Genomic DNA, 22,393 nt, shown 5'->3' on the forward strand with positions numbered 1-22,393 from the left:
GTAGTTTGATTAATCAAAACGATATATTTTATAAATTAATACAAAAATTTTATGAGTGAGTGTCATGTTCCATCAGCGTCAACTGCAGGCCTTTGTGCAAACGGCAGAACTCGCCAGCTTTACTCAGGCGGCCAAACAGGTGCACCTCACCCAGCCTGCACTGAGCTATCTGATCCGTAAGCTGGAGGAGGAGCTGGGTGTGGAGCTGTTCGCCCGCAATACCCGGAAAGTAATTCTGACGGAGGCGGGGGAGCTGTTTCTTGGCCATGCCCGGCGCATTCTGGCCGATATGTCACTGGCTCTGCATGACACTCGCAACGTACGTCAGCTGGCGCAGGGACATCTGACCATTGCAGGCCTGCCATCGGTTGCTTCATCACTATTGCCACGCACCATTGCCCGGTTCGGTGCGCGTCATCCCCGCGTCACCGTAGCACTGAGAGACGGGCTGGCTGGGCAGGTACACAGCTGGGTAGAGAAGGGTGAGGTGGATATGGGGCTGGCATCACCACTGGAAGAGAACCGCGAGCTGCAGTTTGAGCCGCTGTTCCGGGATGATCTGATTCTGCTGACGCCCACCCGGGTGGTACTGCCGGGCTCTTCACCGTGGCAGGGTCTGCAGGATATGCCTTATATCGCCATGACACCTGGTTCCAGTGCCCGGCGTTTTGCCGATCTGGCCATGCAGCACGCTGCGGTCAGCTTCAAACCCACCTGGGAGCTGAGCTTTATGAGCTCGGCCATTGCCATGGTGCGTGCCCGGCTCGGTTTTGCGCTGCTGCCTGCTTCCAGTGTCGATGTTTTCAACCTGGAGAACGTTACGCTGGTGCCACTCAACACGCAGGAACCAAGGGAGATAGGCATCCTCCAGCGCAAACCCGTGCATACGTCACCGGCTCTCGAAGCCTTTCTACGTTGCCTGCGTGAGGAGATTGCTGCTGACAGGACTGAGCTGTCTGATGGGGATCAAATCTGATTCCATATCATTAATTAAGGCCGTAAAGCATCATTTTTAATTCTTTATTAAATTATAATAAAGAATCACTATTGATATTTAATCGAGTGATATGCAGGATTAAGTATCAGATTGAATTCGTTATGGGTGTTCTCATGAACTTCGACGTAATGAGTGATCAGGCCATTTTGGCCACACTGGGTAGTCGCCTGAAAGACACCCGTCTGCAACAGCGCCTGTCACAGGAAGAGCTGGCCACCTTGTCCGGGGTAGGGATTGCGACGGTGAAGCGGGTGGAAAGTGGCGATGGCATGAGCCTGACGACACTGATCTCACTGCTGCGCGCGCTGGGCAAACTCGACCAGTTACAATCGCTGCTGGCTGATGCCGGTATCAGTCCGCTGCAGGCGGCGTCGGCAGGTAAACGCAGCAGACCGGTGCAGCGTATCCGGCGTAAGTCACCGCCCAGCCAGCCTGTCGTAGATAACAGGTCAACGCAGGTGCAGGAACCTGCGGCAGGATGGGTTTGGGGTGATGAGAGTGTGTAATACAGGCAGTTAGGGAGAACCGTGATGACTGACGCAACCACCGCCAGGGTCATGCTCTGGGGGACGCAGGTTGGTGCGGTGCTGTGGGACCCGCAGCGTGAAAGTGCACTGTTTGAGTACGATGACCGGTTTCTGGCTGCGCCGGTGGAGCTGGCGCCACTGATGATGCCCAGGCGCAAGGGCGTGTATTCCTTTAGTGGGCTGCCGAAGGAAACCTTCAAAGGATTGCCGGGAATGCTGGCCGATGCCTTACCCGACAAGTTCGGTAACCTGCTGATTGATCAGTGGCTGACGGCTACTGGCCGTGATCGGGCCAGTTTCGATCCGGTGCAGCGGCTGTGCTACATCGGCTCCCGCGGTATGGGTGCACTGGAGTTTGAGCCGGTGTTGAACAACCCACAGGTGGCGTCGGAAAAGCTGCTGTTTGATGAGCTGGTCAGCCTGGCTGAGCAGGCACTGCATTCCAAAGGGGCGCTGGCTACCCGGCTGGAAGCAGGGCAGGAAGACAAAGCGGTGCAGCAGATCATTTCCGTCGGCACCTCGGCCGGTGGGGCAAGGGCCAAGGCGGTGATTGCCTATAACACAGCGACGCAGGAAATTCGCTCCGGCCAGTTACAGGCGCCAGCAGGCTTCACCCACCATCTGCTCAAGCTGGATGTTTCCGGTAACAGTGATAAGGAAGGGGAAGACCCGCCTGCCTACGGGCGCATCGAATATGCCTATTATCTGATGGCCCGCGCCGCCGGTATCGATATGAGCGAATGTCGGCTGCTGGAACATAACGGCCGCGCGCACTTTATGACCCAGCGTTTCGATCGTCTCGAGAACGGCAGCAAACTGCATATGCAAAGCCTGTGCGCCATCGGTCACTATGACTTCAACGCTGCCGGGGGCTATGCCTACGAACAGGCCATGGACGTCATTCGTCGGGTGATCACCGACCCCGGCTTGCAGCGCACGGCGCTGGTGCAGCAGTTCCGCCGGGCGGTGTTTAATGTGGTGGCGCGCAATCAGGATGATCACACCAAAAACATCGCCTTCCTGATGGATCGCCGTGGTGTCTGGCGCCTGTCACCGGCTTTTGATGTGACGTATTCCTACAACCCCGAGGGTGCCTGGACGTCCCGCCATCAGATGACCATCAACCAGCGGCGTGACGGCTTTACGCTGGACGATCTGCTGGCACTGGGCGCCAAAGCCAATCTGAAAAAAGCCGCAGCCAGGGCGGAAATCGATCAGATCGTGACCGTGGTCAGGCAACAGTGGCCTGAATGTGCGGCGGCGGCCGACGTCAGGGAGCAGGCTGCCCATGCGATAGCGGCGCAGCACCGGCTGTATTTTGACTGACAACGTTATAAGGGGCTCCAAAAGACCTCTCACAGGAGAAAAGAAGATGGACAGCCACTACCGGGCAGGGAATCTGTTCGCTGATATCCCCGCCGATCTCAGCAATGAAACCTTTGAGGACATCGTGCGTTATCAGGGGGTGGTGATCGAGCGCATCACCTCCCTCGGCCATCGCACATCAGAGGACAGCTGGTACGACCAGCCTCAGCACGAATGGGTGATGGTGGTGCAGGGCAGTGCCCGTCTGCTGTTTGAGGATGGTGTGGAGCTGGCCTTGCAGCCTGGGGACTACGTCAACATCCCTGCACACTGCAAACATCGGGTCAGCTGGACCGACCCGGATCAGCCCACCCTTTGGTTGGCTGTGCACTATCCAAGGTAGATCACGCTCCGTGCAGGTTAACGCCGGCGAAATAAGCGAAGAACAGGTGCCTCGTATGGAGGCACTGTCATTAATATCGTCAGTCAATGACGAGTTATAACCCCATCAGCAGATACTTCATCTCCACATATTCCTCGATGCCGTAGCGCGAGCCTTCGCGACCGAGGCCGGATTCCTTGATGCCGCCAAAGGGCGCGACTTCGGTGGAGATCATCCCCTGATTGATCCCGACCATACCGCTTTCCAGCGCTTCACCCATGCGCCAGGCACGGCCGATATCGCGGGTATAGCAGTAGGCGGACAGGCCGGATTCGGTAGCGTTGGCCAGAGCGACGGCTTCTGCTTCGCTGCTGAAGCGGAAGACGGCAGCCACCGGGCCGAAGGTTTCTTCCGCTGCCAGCATCATGGAAGTCGTCGCACCGGTCAGCAGCGTCGGCTGATAGAAGGTGCCGCCGAGGGCGTGACGGGCACCGCCGCACTGCAACTGTGCTCCCTGCTGCAGGGCATCCGTGACATGGCGCTCGACTTTCTCAAGCGCAGGCTGGTTGATCAGCGGCCCCTGCGTTGCACCGGGGGTCAGGCCGTTATCAACTTTCAGCGCGGCAATAGCGTCCTTGAGCCGGGCGACAAACCGGTCGTGGATACCGTCCTGTACTAGAAAGCGATTGACGCACACACAGGTCTGGCCGGTGTTACGAAACTTCGAGGCCATGGCGCCTTCAATCGCTGCCTCCAGATCCGCATCGTCGAAAACGATAAAAGGTGCGTTACCGCCCAGTTCCAGCGAAATCTTCTTGACGGTATCCGCCGCTTGCCGCATCAGCAGTTTGCCGGTGCGGGTCGAGCCGGTGAAAGAGACCTTACGCACGGTGCTGGACTGCATCAGCTCACCGCCGATAGCGGCCGCATCCCCCGACAGCACGTTGAACACGCCAGCAGGGATGCCTGCTTCTGCGGCCAGTACCGCCAGTGCGTGGGCAGAGAGCGGAGTTTCTTCCGAGGGTTTGAGAATCAGAGTACATCCTGCTGCCAGCGCCGGACCGGCCTTGCGGGTAACCATCGCCAGCGGGAAATTCCACGGTGTGATGGCGGCGACCACACCAACGGCTTCGCGGGTGACGACAATGCGTGCATCACTGCGGTGGCTGGGGATCACATCACCATAAATGCGCTTGGCTTCCTCGGCGAACCACTCCAGAAAGCTGGCCGCATAGGCCACTTCGCCTTTGGCTTCGGCCAGCGGCTTGCCCTGTTCCGAGGTCAGCAGCAGGGCGAGGTCATCCTGATTGGCCAGCATCAGCTCGCCCCAGCGCCGGACTTTCTGGCTGCGCTCTTTGGCCGTCAGGGCTTTCCAGCCTGCCAGTGCCTCCCTGGCCGCAGCGATGGCCTGCTGGGCTTCGGCAGCTCCGGCACGCGTCACCTCGGTCAGGCATTCGCCGGTGGCAGGGTTGAGTACCGGGTAACGGCTGTGGCTGCTATGCCATTCACCACGAATATAACTGTCGCGTTGTAGCAGCTCAGGACGACTGAGGTTCATACCACCTCCAGATGCAGGTTGTCGTAGTCGACGCGGGCAGGGCGGGCAACGCGGGGGGTGCGCTTACCGGCGGTGTAATCGTTGATCAGGTCACAGGGGGTGTAATTGCGCTCCAGCTCGTAGAGTTCGTCGTCACTCAGGTCAGTGCTGAGGGCGGCCAGTGCGGAATCAAACTGGGCAGTGGTGTCGGCGCCCACCAGCATGCAGGACACGCCGCTGTGGCGCAGCACCCAGGCCTGGGCGATCTGCGCCGCGCTGACACCGCGGGCACGGGCAACGCGATGCACCGAGCGGGCGATCTCCAGTGAGGCCTCATCGCCGTACATCTGCTGGGTGAAGAAGTCGGTCTGGTTGCGTGTGGAGTTGAAGTCACCAGTCAGCAGGCCCCGCGCCAGCGGGCTGAACACCGACACACCGAGGCCCTGATCCTGACAGTAGGGGATCATTTCCCGCTCTTCCTCGCGGTAGGCGCAGTTTAGCTGCAGCTGCATATTGATGGGCTTGGCCCAGCCGTGGCGCTCGCACACCTGCATGATCTTCGCCAGCTGCCAGGTGGTCATGGTAGACACGCCGATGTATCGGGCCTTGCCACTGCGCACGATGTCGTTGAGGGCATCCATGGTTTCTTCCACCGGTGTGGTGGTGTCGAAGTAATGCAGCATGTAGATGTCAACATAGTCCGTGCCGAGGCGGCTGAGGGATCCGTCGATGGCATCCATGATGTGCTTGCGCGAGTGCCCGGCGTTGTTGACGTCCTGTCCCATGGCGTAACCCACCTTGGTGGTCAGCACCAGCTCATGACGACGGGTAAGACGCCTGATAATGCGACCAACTACTTCTTCACCGACGCCGGTGGAGTAAAAATCGGCCAGATCGATAAAGTTGACGCCCTGATCCAGCGCGTGACGCACGATGGGCTCGCTGCGCGCTTCATCGAAAATCCACGGCTTCCAGTCCGGTGTGCCCATGTTCATGGTGCCCAGACACAGACGCGAAACGCTCAGGCCGGAACGGCCAAGTTTGATGTATTCCATGTGCCGCCCCTTATGCCTTCGGAGTGTAGAAAGGATTGCTGATCTGCTTCACCACACCGGCCAGATCATTGCGGTCAGGCAGTCCGGCCAGTGCCGCCCGGATGGCCTGACGGCAGGCGTTGTAGTTGTTGAGGTAGACCGCATCCAGATCATCACAGGCCGGATTGACCCAGTTGGCAGTGAGAATGCACCACTCGTTGTCGGCCTCGGCGGGCAGGGTGCCATCAAGCAGAGCTTCAGTAACGGCTTTGGCGATGCCCGCCTGCGAAGCGCCCCAGGTGGCATTACCGTGGAAGTCACTGCCGATGGCCGCCTTGTTGGTATAGAGGGTGACAGGCTTGACCGGCACATTGGGCTGCGCCACCACCATAAAGGGGCAATGGCCTGTGGTGGGTGATGCCAGGCATGAGGCAAAGGCATGGCCTGCCGGGCCGGAACGTGGCCCCATCACCAGATTGATATGGGCGGCATTGACGCCGGGGCCTTCAAAGCCTTCGCCGATAAACAGATTGAGGGTGGACATGCTGAGGTGACTCCATGGCTATTATTCTTGGATTACTGTGCAGACGAGGGCATCCGTCCGTTGGCATCTGTTGTATCACCCACAGAGGGCGGGCCAGTAACGAGGAAAACACAGAACGCCATGAGCCAGACTCAGAGCTGATCAGCGTGCAGATGGGTAGCAGGAAATATGTAGCATCGTGCAAGACTGAACGGGGGAAGGCGCTATAGTGCTTTCTCTAGCAGGCTGAGGTTGAAAAACGTTGTCGAGGCAGCCGAGACAAGGAAATACCCCGAGGGCACAAGAAACAGGCGAAAGAGCGGAGTTTAGTGAGCTAAATGAGCATTTAACTCGCTCTGCTCACCCCTTCGGGGCCGTGCTAAAGCACGTTCGCCTGTTTTTGATGCGGTATTCGGTAACGCAGATAGATTTTCAACGACCTGCTAAGAACGTGTTCACGTTCCACCACCATGTTCATGGTCTGAAGAATAGAAATGATGGCCCGGCCACCGATGCCAGCCACCTTGCAGGGACTGTAATGTATGAGCAATAAAGTGCTGTTGTTGTTCGCCCACCCGTCGCAGCGACGGTCAGAGGTGAACCTGCCGATGTTCCGGGCGGCGCAGCTGATTAAGGGGGGGACCTGCGTTGATTTGTATGGCGAATATCCCACTTTCCGCATCGATGTAAAGAAAGAGCAGCAGAGGCTGCTTGACCACGACGTGCTGATTTTCCAGTTTCCGCTCTACTGGTATTCCACACCGTCCATTCTCAAGGAATGGCAGGATTTAGTACTGGAGCACGGTTTTGCGTACGGCAGTAAGGGCACTGCGCTGCGGGGCAAGCCCTTTATCTGTGCGGTATCGGCAGGAGCGGCGGAAAAGGCCTACCAGCAGGATGGCCTGAACCACTTTTCTCTGCGTGAACTGCTGCATCCGCTGGAGCAGACTGCCCGGCTAACGGGGATGCGTTATCTGGCGCCCTTTGCACTGTTTGGCAGCCGGACAGCGGTGGAAGACCAGTGCCTGCTACACCATGTCAGCCACTGGAGCGGTTTTTTGCAGGCGCTGGTGAATGATCAGATCGATATTGCGATGGCCAGTCAGCTGCCCAATATCGGTGCCAACTGGCAGACACTGTTGTCCGCTGAACCTGAATATCAGGTGGGGTGATCATGACGGAATACTTTATTCAGGCATTTATTTACCTGCTGGCTGCGGTCATTGCCGTACCGCTGGCCAAGCGCTTTGGTCTGGGCTCCGTGCTGGGCTACCTGATCGCCGGTGTCGTCATCGGCCCAGTCACCGGGCTGGTCGGTGATGAGGCTGCCACCATTCAGCACTTTGCCGAGTTTGGTGTAGTGATGATGCTGTTTCTGGTAGGGCTGGAGCTGGAGCCACAGGTGCTGTGGCAAATGCGCAGCCGGCTGCTGGGGCTAGGCGGTTTGCAGGTAGTGCTGACGGCGCTGCTGATCATGGCTATCCCCATGGCTTTTGGCCTGTCATGGAAAATAACGCTGACGGTCGGCCTGATCTTTTCCCTGTCGTCTACCGCTATTGTGCTGCAAACCTTCAGTGAAAAAGGGCTATCGAAGACCGATGGTGCCAAGAGCGCGTTTTCCATTCTGTTGTTTCAGGACATCGCCGTCATTCCCATGCTGGCGTTTATCCCGATGCTGGCCATCACCGGCGCTACCGAGCCTGCCGCGACCAGTGCCGAAGCATCCCATGATGCTTTCACACTGGTGGGGCATCTGCCCGGCTGGCTCTATGCCGTCGTGGTGATTGGCAGCATCGGTGGGCTGGTACTTGCCGGGCATTTTCTCAGCCGGCCGCTGTTTCGGTATATCGCTGAAACCGGCGTACGGGAGATATTCGTAGCCTGCGCACTGCTGCTGGTAGTGGGCATCGCCACCCTGATGAGTCTGATCGGCCTGTCACCGGCGCTGGGTACCTTCCTCGCGGGTGTGGTGCTGGCCAACAGCGAATTCCGCCACGAGCTGGAAACCAACATCGAGCCGTTCAAAGGGCTGCTGCTGGGGTTGTTCTTTATCACCGTCGGTGCCGGGGTCAATTTCTCGGTGCTGATTGATCACCTCGGCCTGATTGTCGGCATCACCCTGGGCGTGATTGCCGTCAAGGTGCTGGTGTTGTACGGGCTGGCCACGCTGTTCCGTGCCCGTGGCAGCGATCGCTGGCTGATTGCACTGAGTCTGGCGCAGGCCGGTGAATTCGGCTTTGTTCTGCTCAGCTTCACTGTGCAGCAAAACGTACTGGAGTCATCACTGGCGCAGATGCTACAGATGGTGGTGGCGCTGTCGATGTTCCTTACGCCGCTGCTGTTCATCATTTTTGAGAAAGTGATTCTGCCGCGCCATGAAGTGAAATCGAACAGCCGTGAGGCAGACCCTATTGATGAGCAGGGGCAGGTGATCATCGCCGGGATTGGGCGTTTCGGCCAGATCGTTAACCGCTTACTGACCGCCAACGGTATCAGCACCGTGGTGCTCGACCATGAAGCCAGTCAGGTCGACAACATGCGGGCGCTGGGGATCAAGTCTTACTTTGGCGACGCTACCCGTTCTGACCTGCTGCATACCGCCGGTATCGAGAATACCCGCCTGTTCGTGATCGCCATCGACAACAAGGACGAGGCGGTCAGTCTGGTGCGCTATGTCAAAGCCAACTATCCGCAGGTTAAGGTGCTGGCCCGTGCCTTCGACCGCGTCCATATGTATCAGTTGCGGCTGGCCGGAGCTGACTTTATCCGGGTGGAAACCTATCTGTCAGCACTGGAGCTGGGCGGCCAGGCACTGGTCGATCTGGGCTTTCATCCCTTTGATGTAGAAAACAAAAAGGGCAGCTTCCGCAAGATCGATGCTGCCGCCTCAGACGTGCTCTACGAAGAATGGCGCTCAGTCAGTGAGGGTGAACGCTTCGGCACCAATGCCTATCAGCTGTTCAAGGAGTTTGAAGAGAAAATCGCCACTGAAATGCGCGGTGACCGCAACGACCGCCATACGGACGGTGAACGTTCATGGATGCCCCCGCCCAAAGGCTGTTACACCACCGAGCCAGACAAGGCTGCCGACTAGCTGTCCCTTTCGCTGTTTGGCAGGTGTTCACTCAACCTCCTGACATCGCCGGTGTCAGGGGGTTGTTGTTTTTAGGGGTTGTAATCAGGGATTGTGCGTTTATAAGCCTGTTTGTGCAGGTTTTGAGAAAATTTATATGCGTTAATGTGCGTGAATTGCTATTGTTCGCGCATATAAACGCATCTATTCCCGCATTGCAGGAGCGCAGACATGCAGGATTTCTCTCTTCCGGAACAACGGCGACAGCACATTCTCGAGCTGCTGGCGACTCACGGTAAGGTCATTGCGACGGAACTCAGCATCGCTCTTGGGGTATCGGAAGACACTGTGCGGCGAGATCTGAAGGAGCTGGATAGTGCCGGTTTACTCTGCCGGGTACACGGTGGGGCTTTGCCTGCCACCATCGTTGCCCAGAGTTTCAGCCAGCGGCGGTTGCTGCCAATGGAAAGTTGCCAGAGTCTGGTGGCCGCTGTTGAACCGCTGCTGAAAGACGGACAGATGATCTTTATGGATAGCGGGACCACGCTGGAGCTGCTGGCCAGGCACCTGCCGCAGGACCGGTGCCTGACCGTGGTGACGGCCAGCCCGCCCGTGATGATGGCATTGCAGGATCATGGGCAGATTGAGGTGATCATGCTGGGTGGCAAGCTCAACAAGACCACCATGAGTGCCGTCGGCGGTGAGGTGCTGGAGGCGCTTGGCAAGATGCGTTTCGATCTGTGCCTGCTTGGCGTGTGCGGCATCCATCCGCAGCTGGGGGTAATGGCATCAGATTACGATGAGGCTCAGGTGAAGCGGCTGGCCATTATGCAGGCGAGAGAAGTGGTCGCACTGGGTACGGCCGACAAACTGGAGGCCACGGCTCCGTTCAAAATCGCCGAAGTGGAGGCGCTGGCCTACCTGCTTACGGATGCACAGGCGACGGACCAGATGCTGGAGCGCTACCGGTTGGCCGGGATCTGTGTGGTGCGAGGTGAAGCATGAAGGCTATCCCTTCGCTCTGGCCGCAGCGTGCAGCAGTGGCCTGTATGTTCAGCGTCAACGGTATTCTGCTGGCCAGCTGGGTGCCGCACATTCCATTAGTGCAGGTCAGGCTGGGTCTTGACCATGCCGCTCTGGGTCTGGCACTGCTGGGGCTGGCACTGGGGGCCATGGTCAGTATGCCGGTGAGTGGCTGGCTGATTGGTAAGGTGGGTCATCGCGAGGTCAGCTGGTTCAGTGCGGTACTGAGCTGTTTCAGTGCGGCTTTACCGGCCATGGCGCCTGACTTCTTCACCCTGTTGCTGGCGCTGATCATTTACGGCGCCTGTCAGGGTGCGATGGATGTGGCCATGAATGCGCAGGCGGTGCGGGTGGAGAAAGACTGGGGCCAGCCCATCATGTCGTCCTTTCATGGTATGTACAGTGCCGGCGGGCTGCTGGGTGCCGGGCTGCTGGGTGCCGGGCTGGGTGGGCTTTATCTCCATTACTTTACTCCCGGCTGGCACATGTGGCTGGTGGCGGCCGTTATGTTGCTTGCGGTGGTAATGACCGGTCGCTGGCTGCCGGAAGATGGCCCGCTGTCAGTCAGCAGTGAGGAGCACAAACCACGGCGAATGCTGACACCGGCATTACTGGCGCTTGGTGTCGTGGCCTTTATTGTGATGATGACTGAAGGCGCTATGGCCGACTGGAGTGCGGTTTTTCTCAGTACCCTGCACAGTGCAGATCAAGGGACGGCTGCGCTGGGGTTTGCTGCTTTCTCCCTGTGCATGGCCATTGGCCGGTTCAGCGGTGACTATCTGGTGCGCCGAGGCAGCCGCCGGGCCTGCTGGTGGTATCGGCGCTGCTGGCTGCCTTCGGGCTGGCACTGGTGGTGCTGACGTCATTCCTGACGCTGGCGCTGATCGGCTTTGCGCTGGTGGGGTTGGGGCTGTCCAATCTGATCCCGGTGCTGTTCAGCACTGCAGGCAATATGCCCAATATTTCCGCGCAGGCTGCTGTCGCCACCATCGCCACCTTTGGCTACAGCGGCTTCCTGCTGGGGCCACCGATGATCGGCCTGAGTGCGCACTGGCTGGGGCTTGCCACCACCCTGGGATTACTGGCCTTGCTGGTGTTGGTACTGGCGATCTGCGCACCCTAGCTGGTGGCTCAGCGCCAGCACTCCACACCGGTTGCTCTGGTGGACAGCTGATATGGCAGGCCGGGGGAAGCACGGCTTCCCCCGGTTGTCAGGTAGGGTTGAAAGACCAAGCGTAGGAACCGATTCCTGCGAACAGCACTAGCTGCCGTTGCTGGCCAGCTGTTTCGACCCCAGCCTGACCAGCACATCGTGATCCTCCAGTCTTGGTGGGTGCCATTCTCGCCCCGGCGCCGCATTCAGCAGGCTCTGGGTGTAAGGATGCTGCGGGTTATGCAGCACCTGCTTCACCGTGCCGTACTCCACCAGCTCCCCTTTGCACATCACCCCGATATAGTCGCTGATCTGTGCTGCCACCCGCAGATCATGGGTGATAAACAGAATGCTCAGTTGCAACTCCTGCTGCAGTTCATTCAGCAGCTGCAATACCTGCTTCTGCACCGACACATCCAGTGCCGATACGCTTTCATCGGCGATGATCACCTCCGGCTGCATGGCCAGTGCACGGGCAATACCAATACGCTGACGCTGCCCCCCGGAGAACTGATTAGGCTTGCGGTTGAGTGCCTCCCGGCGCAGGCCGACACGCTCCAGCAGCTCACCGGCATAGTCCCATGCACCGCGGGCTGACATGCCTTTGAGCTGTGCCGCGCGGGCGATAATGCTGCCGACGCTGTAGCGCGGGTTGAGTGAGCCGTACGGGTCCTGAAAGATCATCTGGATGCGCCGCCGTGCTCGGGTCAGGTCGGCGCCCTGCAGGGCGGCAAAGTCGGTGTCACCCAGCCAGATATGGCCCTGATCACTACCGGTCAGACGAATCGCCAGCTTGGCCAGCGTGCTCTTGCCAGAGCCAGACTCACCGACAATCGACAGGGTTTTGCCTTTGGGCAGGCTCAGGCTGACATCCTTCAGGGCATGGACTTCGCGGTTGCCGGTACGGTAGATCTTTACCAGATTGTCGACTTTCAGTGCCGGTTCGGCGTCGCTGGTCACCGGCCGCAGGGCTGGATTCATTTCCGGTACGGCATCAATCAGCTGACGGGTGTAGGGGTGTTTGGGCCGGTTCAGTACCTGCTCGGCGGTGCCCAGCTCCACCAGCTTGCCTGCCTGCATCACGGCGATGCGGTCAGCGACTTCGGCCACCACGCCAAAATCATGGGTGATAAACAGGATGCCGTGCTGATGCTTGTCTTTCAGCTCATTGATCAGGTGCAGCACCTGCGCCTGAGTGGTGACATCCAGTGCTGTGGTGGGTTCATCGGCAATCAGCAGGGCCGGGTTCATGGCCAGCGCCATGGCAATCACCACCCGCTGACACTGGCCGCCCGACAGCTGGTGCGGGTAGCTGGCAGCAATACGCGGTGGCTCGGGCAAATGGGTTGACGCCAGCAGCTCCAGCAAACGGGTTTTGCGCTCGGTCTTGCTCATCTGTGGCGCATGCAGCTCGAACACTTCGCCGACCTGCTGGCCGATGGTCATAGCCGGATTCAGTGCTGCCATCGGCTCCTGAAAGATCATGGCGATCTGATTACCACGCAGTTTGCGCAGCTCCTTCTCGCTCAGGCGGGTCAGGTCACGGCCCTGAAACTCGATGGTGCAGCTGCTCTGGCGCAGGCCTTTGGCGACATCGCCCATCACCGCGCTGGTCAGCACGGATTTACCGGAGCCGGACTCGCCGACCACGCAGAGAATTTCGCCGCGGCGCAGCTCCAGACTGACGCTGTCGACAGCGAAGATACGGTCGGTGCCGACCGGCAGTTCGATACTGAGGTTATGGATACGCAGCAGGGTATCCTGACTGATGGTGCTCATAAGGATACTCCGCTTAACCGTAGGGGCCTTTCTTGGCGCTTTCTTCCAGACCATCGGCCAGCAGGCTGAGGCCCAGCATCAGGGAGGAGATGGCGACGCAGGGGAAGATCACCAGATAGGGGAAGGCAATGGCCATCGAACGGCCTTCATTGACCATACCGCCCCAGTCCGGTGTGGGGGGTGGCAAGCCAAGGCCGAGAAATCCCAGCACGCCGATCATGATGGCGGTGTAGCCCACCCGCAGGCAGAAATCGACGATCAGCGGGCCGGTGGTGTTGGGCAGGATTTCTACCAGCATGATGCGCCAGCCACTTTCTCCCTGTGTGATGGCCGACAGCACGTAGTCACGGTTGCGCAGGTCAATGGTCAGGGCGCGGACGATACGGAAGATCGCCGGGGCACTGGCAAAGGTCACGGCGATAACGATATTAGTGCCGGAGGCACCGAGTGCCAGAATGATGACGATATAGAGTACCAGCACCGGGAAGGACAGCACGGTATTGGCCACAAACGACAGGGCCGTATCGACCCGACCACGATAAAAGCCAGCCATCAGCCCCATCATCATGCCGACGGCAAAGGCGGTCATGGTGGCGAGAAACGCCCAGAACAGCACGGTGCGGGTGCCCCAGATCAGCCGCGACAGAATATCGCGCCCCAGCATATCGGTGCCGAGCAGGTAGAACTGCCCGGTACTGTCAGTGCTCATGGGTGTCAGCAGCGGGGTGAAACTTTTCAGCGGATCATAGGGGGCCAGCAGGGGCGCGAAAGTGGCCACCAGCAGCCAGCCGACGACCACGATCAGACCGGTCATACCCAGAGGGTGACGCAGGAAATAACGGAAGTTCATGCCGCACCTCCGTTGCTGTTGAAGGAAATTCGCGGATTGAGCCAGCTGTAGGCCAGATCGGACAGCACCTGCGTGCCCGCAACCACCAGCACACTGACCATGGCGCAGGCTTCAATCACAAAGACATCACTGTTCAGTGAAGCGGTGTAGAGCAGGGTGCCGAAGCCTTTATAGGCAAAGAACACTTCCACCACGATGACGTTGGACAGCAGCCATGGGATGTACAGCATGATCACTGTCACCGGTGCGATCAGCGCATTACGCAAGGCGTGTCGCAGCACGATACGCAGGGTCGAGGCGCCTTTCATCCTGGCGGTGCGGATATAGTGGGCGCCCATCACTTCGATCATCGATGAGCGGGTCATGCGGGCCAGATAGCCGATGCCGAACAGTGACAGCACCATCACCGGCAGCACCATTTGCTCGACACTGAAGCCGCTGGTCATGGTGCTGGCACCGGGCAGCAGTTTCAGCCAGAACACAAAGATGGCGGACAGGAATACTGCACTGGCAAAGTCAGGAATGGAGGTAGTAAACACCGACAGCACCGATACGATGCGGTCGGCCCATGAGCCCTGGCGGATACCGGCAATCACACCAAGCGTCAGGGCAATAGGGATCATCACCAGCAGGGCGCTGCTCGCCAGCAGGCAGGTTTTGTAGAGATTACCGGCCAGTAATGTCAGCACCGGCTCGCGGTAGTAGGTAGACATGCCCCAGTCGCCCTGCATGAAATGCCAGAGCCAGGCCAGATAGCGCAGCACAAAGGGGCGGTCATAGCCGTGTTCGGTCAGCCAGGCGGCGCGTTGATCAGGGGCGGAGTAGGGGCCAAGCACGTGGACGACCACATCGTCCACATTCAGCTCCAGTGCGAAAAATACAATCAGCGAGACGGCAAGCATCGTTGCCACGATGCCGCCGAGCTTGCGAGCAAGAAAGCGGGTCATAGGCAGCGTCTCAACTTCATCCAGATAAACGGCACGCTGACCGCCGGGGTGGTCAGCGTGTATAGCTACTGCATCACGAATGAATCAGGCGTCTAGCCAGACCCCGTCCATGCGGAAGTAGTCAGAGGGATGAAGGCGATAGTTGCGAACTTTCTTCGAGACGGCAGTGAAGCTGTCACCGAAGAAGGGCTGCACCATCACGTAGTGCTCCTGCAGAATGCGCTCCACATCCGCCATGGCTTTGGAGCGCTCTTTGGGGTCAACAATGCTCATGGCTTTATCCAGCGCGGCATCGTATTCCTTGTTGGAGAAGTGGCTTTCGTTCCACTCCACACCGGAGCGATAGGCCAGCTCCTGCGTCATCACGCCCAGCGGCCGGTGCGACCAGAAGGTCAGGCTGAACGGCGCCTTGTCCCAGATGGGCCAGTACTGGGCCGCAGGCATCACGTTGAGCTTCAGGCGAATACCGGCCTCCGCGCAGTTCTGCTGCAGAATCTGGGCGGTGTCCTGCTCGTATTTACCCTGGGTGTTGCCCACCACCAGCTCCAGATCAATGCCGTCCGGGTAGCCTGCTTCGGCGAGCAGCGCTTTGGCTTTGGCCACATCGCGCGGCTGTTTGGGCAGGGCAAAGTATTCAGGATGAATGGGCGACACGTGGTGGTTTTCACCCAGGGTGCCCATGCCGCGATAGGCAATGTCCAGCATCTGCTGGTTGTTGGCGCACAGCACCACGGCCTGACGGATACGGATATCGTCGAACGGCTTCTGGTCGTTCTGCATACGCATGACGATGGTCTGGGTAGATTTTCCCGACAGCAACTGTGCCGCGGGCAGCTTTTTCACCAGATCCAGCTCAGCTACGGTGACGCGATAAAGCACATCCACCTGATCAGCCTGCAGTGCGGCCAGATGAGTGGAAACGTCGGTGCCCATATCGATGTAATGCAGGCCATCGAGATGGGCGGGAATGCCCCAGTAGCCTTCACGTCGGGTGAACAGCGCTTCCTTGCTGACGGCGTAGCTGGTCAGCTTGAACGGGCCGGTGCCGACCGGATTTTTCGCCCAGTTGCTGCCGTCGAGATCGAAGTCTTTCTGCACGATGGCACAGGTAAAGGCATAGAGCATTTCCGGAATGGCCAGCAGTGGGCGGCCGAGACGCAGGATAAATTCGTGATCGTTGACCCGCTCGAAATGGAGGATGTCCTGAAAGGTGGTGCGGTTGGGGGATTTGGATTCAGGGTCCGTCCAGCGCTCGAAGTTGAACATCACATCATCCACGTCGAACTTCTTGCCGTTGCTCCAGGTGACGTCCTTGCGCAGCACAAAGTGCCAGTCCTTGAGGTCGTCAGAAGGTTTCCAGCTTTCCGCCAGATAGGGGTGGGTAACGTTGTCAGAGTCGACGTAGGTCAGAAACTCCAGCGAGTTGCGCAGCAGGTTGGAGGCTTCCACCCAGGAAATCAGTGCCGGGTCAGTAATTTCCTGAATGGCACAGGCGAAACGCAGGGTGCCGCCCTGTTTGGGTGTCTCATCGGCCAGCACGGTACCACTGGCCAGCGCTGCGCCGCCGGCGCCGATGGCACTGAGGAAGCCGCGCGCACTGGCCGCGGTAACGCCGAGCAGGCTGACGGTACGTAAAAACTGGCGACGGTTGATTTCACCGGCTTTCACCTGATCGCAAAGTGCGGGTACAGCAGAATGGACGTCTTTCCCGTCCAGGCTTTTCAGATCGCTCATCTCTTTCTCCCTAATACCCAGGCCGGGGTCTGGTGCAGACAGGCCCTGGGGCTATGCTTTTTTGTTTTCGTGTGTGCAAAAGGTGATAAGACGGATTGCGCTTGGCTGGCTGCCGCGTATTTAACGGCAGCCCGAGTGTTGTTTTTGTTGTGGCGTCATCACTGGGCATGGTGTACGCCAATCCGGTTCGACTGCCGCGTACTCTGTGGTGGCGGTCAGTTATTAAGCAGTAACCCTAGGCAGCTGAGAGGAGGGGCACAAACGATAAATAGGAAGATTGAGCATGAGTAAAACGCATGCTATCTGGCTGATTTCGCCCGTTCAGAAGGTGAAGGGGCGCACATTTTGTCTATTTTGGAATGCTTGAAGGCGGCTGATTAGGCGAATACCGGGGACTTTGCGGGCATGGAGCGGCTAACGTATGCGCAGGCAGGCTGGCACACACCTGAGCGTTACCGTCAGGCTATGGACGGAGGCAGTACCCGCTCCCGCGTCGTATCTGTGCCATCAGACTGAGCCTATCGTCTGGGCGGCCATTTCGATTTCCTGCTCCAGCCAGTGACGAAATACCAGCAGATGCGGCAGATCTGCCTGATCCGGCCGGGTCACAAACCAGTAGCCTCGATTGCCGGGCACCACCACATCGTTGACCTGCACCAGTTGCCCGGAGGCGAGTTCACGGGTAATCATGTTGCGGTCGGCAATGGTGATGCCGACACCATGAATGGCGGCCTTGATGGCCATTTCCAGCAGATCAAACTCGATGCCGCCTTCGGTATGCACATCCTCAATCTGTGCCGCTCGCAGCCAATGCTCCCAGGTATGAAAGCGCCCGGAGCCCTTGAGCACATGCAGCAAGGTATAGCGATTGAAGTCCAGCGTGCGTGCGCCGCCTTCACGCGCCAGCAGCGCGGGTGCACACACCGCAATATGGCTCTCCTGCATCAGCTGGATATTGTCGATGGTGTCCCAGTCGCCGGTGCCAAAGCGAATGGCACAATCCAGCTCGGTACTCTCCACCAGATTGTCCTGCAGCGCGGTGGTAATGGTGAGGTCCAGCTCAGGGTGCAGTTCTTTTAGTGTGCCAAGGCGGGGAATCAGCCAGCGGGTGGCAAAGGTCGGTGGCACGTTGATCTTGAGGCGGGTGAGATGGGTATTTTCCAGAATGCTGCGTACGCTCAGCTCAATCTTGTCGAAGGACTGTCGCAGCACCGGCAGCAGGGCGCGGCCTGCGGGCGTCAGTTCGAGAAAGTGATGACGCCGCTCCAGCAGCTCGACCCCCAGAATATCCTCCAGCTGCTTTACCTGCCGGCTGACCGCACTCTGGGTGACATGCAGCAGCTCGGCTGCGCGAGTGAAGCTGCCAGTGGTGCCGGAGGCTTCAAAGGCCTTGAGTGCATTCAATGGCGGGAGACGGCGAGACATGTGAGGCTCCATCGGCTGGAAAAGGTCGCTCTGAAGCATGCGGTGCAGCAGAACGTTTGTACAGTGACATGGCGTGCAGGCTGAGTTTGACCTGTCGTGGTTGCCATGGTGGATGTCGCTGCGGCAAAAGACGGTCGTTACTGGCTATGGAGCATGAGTTTTATGCAGAGCCAGTACGACAAATAGTCGTTTTGCGCGGTGCAAAACGGCACCTAGAGTGGATTGAACTGTATTTCGTCGATGCACTGCATCATTGCTTCAATGACTGATGACTGTTCTGGAATTAGCGGTGTGAAATGAGTGGTGAATAAGACGAAACAGTGGACGCCACTCCTGAATAGAAAGCCAATACTGAAACTGAATCGATTGTTGTCGGTTTTTTCAGTGATGGTTATTCGTTTTATTGTTAATTCTTTACTTTCACTCTTTATTGTCCCGTTTTTATTGCCCCGTTTTCGGGTGAAAAGTCGGCATTGCCTTTCTGCTTATTATCTAAGCCAACAACTCTATTGCTGAGGATACTCAGGTGTCAGCTAATACTACGATTGTGCCGGCACCGTCCCGGTCGGTATTGATCAATAGTGCTTTTCTTTTTACCGCCTGTAATGCGGTCACCCACGGCTTCAGCATGTTTCTTTATTCGGCCTTACTACCGGAAATCCGTCAGCACTTTCAGCTGAGTTACACCACCGCCTCTCTGATTGCTTCGCTGTTGCTGTTGTCGTACATGACCACCTCGATCCTGAGTGGCGGCTGGATTGCCCGCTGGCAGGGACGGGCGGTGTTGGTCGCGACCATCTGCCTGAGCGTGCCGTTGCTGATACTGGCGGTTTCCACCTCGTGGGTTGCGGTATTTGCTCTGGCACTGGCCGCGGTGTCAGGCTGTGCGGTGGCCAACTGGAATGCCATTGTCGCCTATGCCGGGCAGGCCATTCCCGGTCAGTATCGCAGTCGTATTCTCGGTCTGTCGTCGTCGGGGGCGGCCTTTGCCATTGGTCTGAACGGTCTGCTGATTGCCTGGTTGTTGCCATGGGTGACACTGGCGCAGTTCTGGCTGGTATGTGCGGCCATCACCCTGATCGTTGCCATTCTGACCTGGCGCGGGCTGCCCGCTGCACCTGCTCAGACAGTCCATTCTGCCGAAGCCTCGGTCACGGCCAGCAGCACCTGGACGCTGCTGAAATCCCAACCGCTGGCGTGGCAGATTCTGCTGCTGAGCGCTTTTATCGGCGGTGTGTCCGGGCCGCTGCTGACCTTTTTGTCTTCGTTTGTAGTGGAGCGTCTGGGGGGCACGTCGGCACAGACCGGATCACTGTGGACCATGCTGGGTGTGGCCGGCATGGCCGGTGGACTGGGCATGGGGCTGCTGGCTGATCGCTTTGGCATCCTGCCTCTGGTGCAGCGCAGCCTGATGGTGCTGGCCATCTGCGTCGCACTTATGTTGCTGCGCCCCAGTCTGCCGGTGGTGTGGCTGACGGTAACGCTGTTTTCCGCGTTGTATTTTCCCATCTGGGGGCTGATGGCCAGTTACGTCAGCGACAGAACCGATGGCCACAGCAGTGTGCGCATTATCAGCCTGAGCATGGTCGGCTACGGTCTGGGCAGCGCCAGTGCCAACGCACTGTGCGGCGCCTTGCTGGATATCACCGGCAGCTTTGCCGTAGTACACAGCTGGGTGCTGTTCTGGGTACTGGCCAATGTGGTCTGGGTGGGCTTTATGCAGCGACGCAGCCAGCCGCTGGTGATGGTGTGAGACGGTCTGCTCCAACCTGTTCACGATCTCGCTAAGCTGAAAGGCCGTGAACAGGTTCTGGCAGGTCGTTGAAAATCTGTCTGCGTTGCCGAATACGCGTCAAAAACAGGCTCACAGCCGAAGGCTGAACGTGCTTTAGCACGGCCCCGAAGGGGCGAGCGGAGCGAGTCAAATGCTCATTGAGTTCACTGAACTCCGCTTTTTCGCCTGTTGCTTGTGCCCTCGGGGTATTTCCTTGTCTCGGCGGCCTCGATAACGTTTTTCAACAGCCTGTTAGGCACATAGTGGCGCTTGTTTCATCACCAGAGCATCCGCCAGCTGGCTGGCAAAAGGCTGCACATAGGGGCTGGCCAGGCCCGGTGAGTAGTAAAACATCAGCTCTGCCGCTTGCAACGGCGGGAAGCCATCGGCTTCGGTCAGCACCCGCCAGTGACGCGGCAGCAGCCTGAGGGAAGTGATGCCGACGGCCTCGCCGGCATCAATGGCAATACCGATACCGCCGGGGCTCTGGCTGGTGTAGACGACCTGCCAGCCACGACCTGCCGCCGTCAGTGCCGCAATGCCGTGGGCCCGGAAAATACAGCCTTCCGGGTAGACCGCCAGCGGAATGGGCTTATCCGCCTGCAACTGCAGAAGCGGGCTGGCAACCCATACCAGCGGCTCATCACAGAGATATTCCCCCTGCACAGTGTTGGCATGGCGTACCGCCAGCGCCAGGTCCAGCTCACCACGATGCACTCTGGCCACCAGCTGGGTTGAGGTTTCACAGACGATATCAGGGCGAATCTCCGGGTAATGCTGGCGCAGATAGGTCAGCGCCGGGCTGAGAAAATGCTGGGCATAATCTTCCGGCAGGCCGATGCGCAGCACATCGGCCCGTGCCTTGCTATGGGCGGCATCAATGGCTTCCCGGTGCAGTTTTAAAATCTGTTTGGCGTAGATCAGAAAGGTCTCACCTGCCGCGGTCAGTGCGACCGACCGGCTGGTGCGTTGTACCAGCGGGGTGCCCACCATTTCTTCGAGTTTTTGCAGGCGCTGGCTGACCGTCGACTGGGTTTTGTGCAGGCGTTCGGCTGCTGCCGAAAACCCTCGGCATTCAATAACCGCCACAAAAACGCGCAATAAATCCGATTCGAGGTTTTCCATTGTTAATTCCTGCTTGCATCTCCGCTTGCCGATACGGCACCCGTGTCTGCGGTAATACGTTTTTCGACCGGTAATCTCTGAAGCTGAAATGACTATTCAAATTGCGTGCCTCTTTATTTTTTGATCAGCCATTTTTTATGTATTCCTTTACTGCCAGCGGCTATCGGATTTCACGATAGATTCTATTCAATCTTGTTGTTTCTCTTTATTGCTCAATCTCCGCACACTGAATTTATCGGCAGCAGTAATTCACTCCACCGATTACTGAGCAGTATTTCCCCGTATTAGCGAGAGAGCACCATGATTACTCCGGCATTGCGTCTGGCCGACGCTGAAATAGGTGATATCACCGATCTGGTCGATACCGAGCTGTACCCGCTGCATGACTTTGACAGTGTGCGTTTGCAGGCGCTGATTGAGCATGCCCGGGCAGAGCTGGCTGAAGACGGCTGCTGTGTACTGAGCGGTTTTTTGCGCCCCGAGGCACTGGCGCAGGCGGGTGTTGAAGGGCAGCAGCTGTCACCCAAAACCTTCTACTCCCGGCGTCTGGTCAACGTCTACTTCACCGAGAATGACCCAACGCTGCCCGAACAGGACCCGCGCCGCACTTTTATGGAGCGCACCAGCGGCTTCGTCACCCGTGACATGATTCCGCCCGATGCAGTGATTCATCGCATCTACGTCTCCCCGATGATGAAGCGCTTTATCGCCGCCTGCCTCAATGAAGAGGTGATCTACGAATACGCCGACCCCTATGCCGGGCTGGTGCAGAACGTCCTGCCCACCGGCACCCAGCAGCCCTGGCACTTCGATACCAACGAATTCATCGTCAGCATGATGACGCAGAAGCCGGAGCAGGGGGGCATGTTTGAGTATTCGCCGATGATCCGCTCACGCACTGAAGAAAACCTAGATGGGGTTGGCCGTGTGGTGCGTGGTGAGGACCGCGATTCCGTCAAGATTCTGGAGCTGAACCCCGGCGACCTGCAGATCTTTAAGGGGCGTTTTTCAGTCCACCGCGTGACTCAGGTGGCTGGCAGCCGCGAACGTCACACCGCCATTTTTGCCTACTCCGAGCAGCCCGGCATTATCGGCCGCGCCGAGCGTACCCGTCAGCTCTATGGCCGCCTGTCAGAAGCGCATCTGGAAGCCGAAGCCCGCAAGGTGCGCAGTGATGCCCTGCTGGACTGACTGAACACCTTCGC

20 protein-coding genes are annotated in these 22,393 nt (G+C 58.4%); 11 read left to right on the forward strand and 9 right to left on the reverse strand.

Going from position 1 to position 22,393, the window contains the following annotated elements; translation table 11 throughout:
* Nucleotides 1-64 precede the first annotated feature (64 nt).
* The 4 genes from QCD60_RS22450 (at nt 65) to QCD60_RS22465 (ending at nt 3,232) form a co-directional block, all read left to right on the forward strand.
* Nucleotides 65-976, forward strand: coding sequence for a LysR substrate-binding domain-containing protein (locus QCD60_RS22450; RefSeq protein ID WP_279788614.1), 912 nt, complete (start codon nt 65-67; stop codon nt 974-976).
* A gap of 134 nt (nt 977-1,110) precedes the next feature.
* Nucleotides 1,111-1,503 (forward strand): helix-turn-helix transcriptional regulator, encoded by a 393-nt coding sequence (locus QCD60_RS22455; RefSeq protein ID WP_279788616.1) that lies wholly within the window; start codon nt 1,111-1,113, stop codon nt 1,501-1,503.
* A gap of 24 nt (nt 1,504-1,527) precedes the next feature.
* A complete protein-coding gene (locus QCD60_RS22460) occupies nt 1,528-2,850 on the forward strand; it encodes a type II toxin-antitoxin system HipA family toxin (protein WP_279788618.1) in 1,323 nt (440 codons plus the stop codon).
* 46 nt (nt 2,851-2,896) lie between these two features.
* Entirely contained in the window at nt 2,897-3,232 is a 336-nt protein-coding gene (locus QCD60_RS22465) for a cupin domain-containing protein (RefSeq protein ID WP_279788620.1), read from the forward strand.
* 94 nt (nt 3,233-3,326) lie between these two features.
* On the opposite strand, the gene QCD60_RS22470 is transcribed toward QCD60_RS22465, so the two are convergent.
* The 3 genes from QCD60_RS22470 to fae are packed head-to-tail and all read right to left on the reverse strand — an operon-like array spanning nt 3,327 to nt 6,326.
* Entirely contained in the window at nt 3,327-4,769 is a 1,443-nt protein-coding gene (locus tag QCD60_RS22470; RefSeq protein ID WP_279788622.1) for an NAD-dependent succinate-semialdehyde dehydrogenase, read from the reverse strand.
* Nucleotides 4,766-5,803: an aldo/keto reductase gene (locus QCD60_RS22475; protein ID WP_279788624.1), complete on the reverse strand. Its 1,038-nt coding sequence runs from the start codon at nt 5,801-5,803 to the stop codon at nt 4,766-4,768. The genes QCD60_RS22470 and QCD60_RS22475 overlap by 4 nt, the downstream gene beginning before the upstream one ends.
* A gap of 10 nt (nt 5,804-5,813) precedes the next feature.
* On the reverse strand, nt 5,814-6,326 hold the full coding sequence (fae, locus tag QCD60_RS22480) for a formaldehyde-activating enzyme (RefSeq protein ID WP_104157202.1): 513 nt from the start codon (nt 6,324-6,326) through the stop codon (nt 5,814-5,816).
* Nucleotides 6,327-6,847: 521 nt separating this feature from the next.
* On the opposite strand from fae, the gene QCD60_RS22485 reads away from it, so the two are divergent.
* The 5 genes from QCD60_RS22485 (at nt 6,848) to QCD60_RS22505 (ending at nt 11,524) form a co-directional block, all read left to right on the forward strand.
* Nucleotides 6,848-7,477, forward strand: coding sequence for an NAD(P)H-dependent oxidoreductase (locus tag QCD60_RS22485; RefSeq protein WP_279788627.1), 630 nt, complete (start codon nt 6,848-6,850; stop codon nt 7,475-7,477).
* A 2-nt stretch (nt 7,478-7,479) separates the two neighbouring features.
* Nucleotides 7,480-9,399, forward strand: coding sequence for a monovalent cation:proton antiporter-2 (CPA2) family protein (locus QCD60_RS22490; RefSeq protein ID WP_279788629.1), 1,920 nt, complete (start codon nt 7,480-7,482; stop codon nt 9,397-9,399).
* 210 nt (nt 9,400-9,609) lie between these two features.
* Nucleotides 9,610-10,383: a DeoR/GlpR family DNA-binding transcription regulator gene (locus QCD60_RS22495; protein ID WP_279788632.1), complete on the forward strand. Its 774-nt coding sequence runs from the start codon at nt 9,610-9,612 to the stop codon at nt 10,381-10,383.
* Entirely contained in the window at nt 10,380-11,261 is an 882-nt protein-coding gene (locus tag QCD60_RS22500; protein WP_279788634.1) for an MFS transporter, read from the forward strand. The genes QCD60_RS22495 and QCD60_RS22500 overlap by 4 nt, the downstream gene beginning before the upstream one ends.
* Complete coding sequence (locus tag QCD60_RS22505) at nt 11,213-11,524, forward strand: hypothetical protein (protein WP_279788636.1); 312 nt, start codon at nt 11,213-11,215, stop codon at nt 11,522-11,524. The genes QCD60_RS22500 and QCD60_RS22505 overlap by 49 nt, the downstream gene beginning before the upstream one ends.
* 138 nt (nt 11,525-11,662) lie before the next feature.
* Here the strand turns inward: QCD60_RS22505 and QCD60_RS22510 are convergent, their stop codons facing one another.
* The 5 genes from QCD60_RS22510 to gcvA form a co-directional block, all read right to left on the reverse strand.
* Entirely contained in the window at nt 11,663-13,333 is a 1,671-nt protein-coding gene (locus QCD60_RS22510) for an ABC transporter ATP-binding protein (RefSeq protein ID WP_279788638.1), read from the reverse strand.
* 13 nt (nt 13,334-13,346) lie between these two features.
* Nucleotides 13,347-14,183 (reverse strand): ABC transporter permease, encoded by an 837-nt coding sequence (locus tag QCD60_RS22515; RefSeq protein ID WP_104157206.1) that lies wholly within the window; start codon nt 14,181-14,183, stop codon nt 13,347-13,349.
* Entirely contained in the window at nt 14,180-15,130 is a 951-nt protein-coding gene (locus QCD60_RS22520) for an ABC transporter permease (RefSeq protein ID WP_279788641.1), read from the reverse strand. Before QCD60_RS22520 ends, QCD60_RS22515 begins: the two co-directional genes overlap by 4 nt.
* Nucleotides 15,131-15,214: 84 nt before the next feature.
* Nucleotides 15,215-16,864 carry an ABC transporter substrate-binding protein gene (locus QCD60_RS22525; protein WP_279788642.1) on the reverse strand — a complete coding sequence of 550 codons (1,650 nt, stop codon included), beginning with the start codon at nt 16,862-16,864 and terminating at the stop codon, nt 15,215-15,217.
* A 507-nt stretch (nt 16,865-17,371) separates the two neighbouring features.
* Nucleotides 17,372-18,289: a transcriptional regulator GcvA gene (gene gcvA, locus QCD60_RS22530; protein ID WP_279788644.1), complete on the reverse strand. Its 918-nt coding sequence runs from the start codon at nt 18,287-18,289 to the stop codon at nt 17,372-17,374.
* A 526-nt stretch (nt 18,290-18,815) separates the two neighbouring features.
* Here gcvA and QCD60_RS22535 point away from each other — a divergent pair.
* On the forward strand, nt 18,816-20,042 hold the full coding sequence (locus QCD60_RS22535; RefSeq protein WP_279788646.1) for an MFS transporter: 1,227 nt from the start codon (nt 18,816-18,818) through the stop codon (nt 20,040-20,042).
* 273 nt (nt 20,043-20,315) lie between these two features.
* On the opposite strand, the gene QCD60_RS22540 is transcribed toward QCD60_RS22535, so the two are convergent.
* On the reverse strand, nt 20,316-21,188 hold the full coding sequence (locus QCD60_RS22540) for a LysR family transcriptional regulator (protein WP_279788649.1): 873 nt from the start codon (nt 21,186-21,188) through the stop codon (nt 20,316-20,318).
* 300 nt (nt 21,189-21,488) lie between these two features.
* On the opposite strand from QCD60_RS22540, the gene QCD60_RS22545 reads away from it, so the two are divergent.
* Nucleotides 21,489-22,379, forward strand: coding sequence for a hypothetical protein (locus QCD60_RS22545; protein WP_279788651.1), 891 nt, complete (start codon nt 21,489-21,491; stop codon nt 22,377-22,379).
* Nucleotides 22,380-22,393 lie beyond the last annotated feature (14 nt).

This window comes from Pokkaliibacter sp. MBI-7 (assembly GCF_029846635.1).
Taxonomy (GTDB): Bacteria; Pseudomonadota; Gammaproteobacteria; order Pseudomonadales; family Balneatricaceae; genus Pokkaliibacter.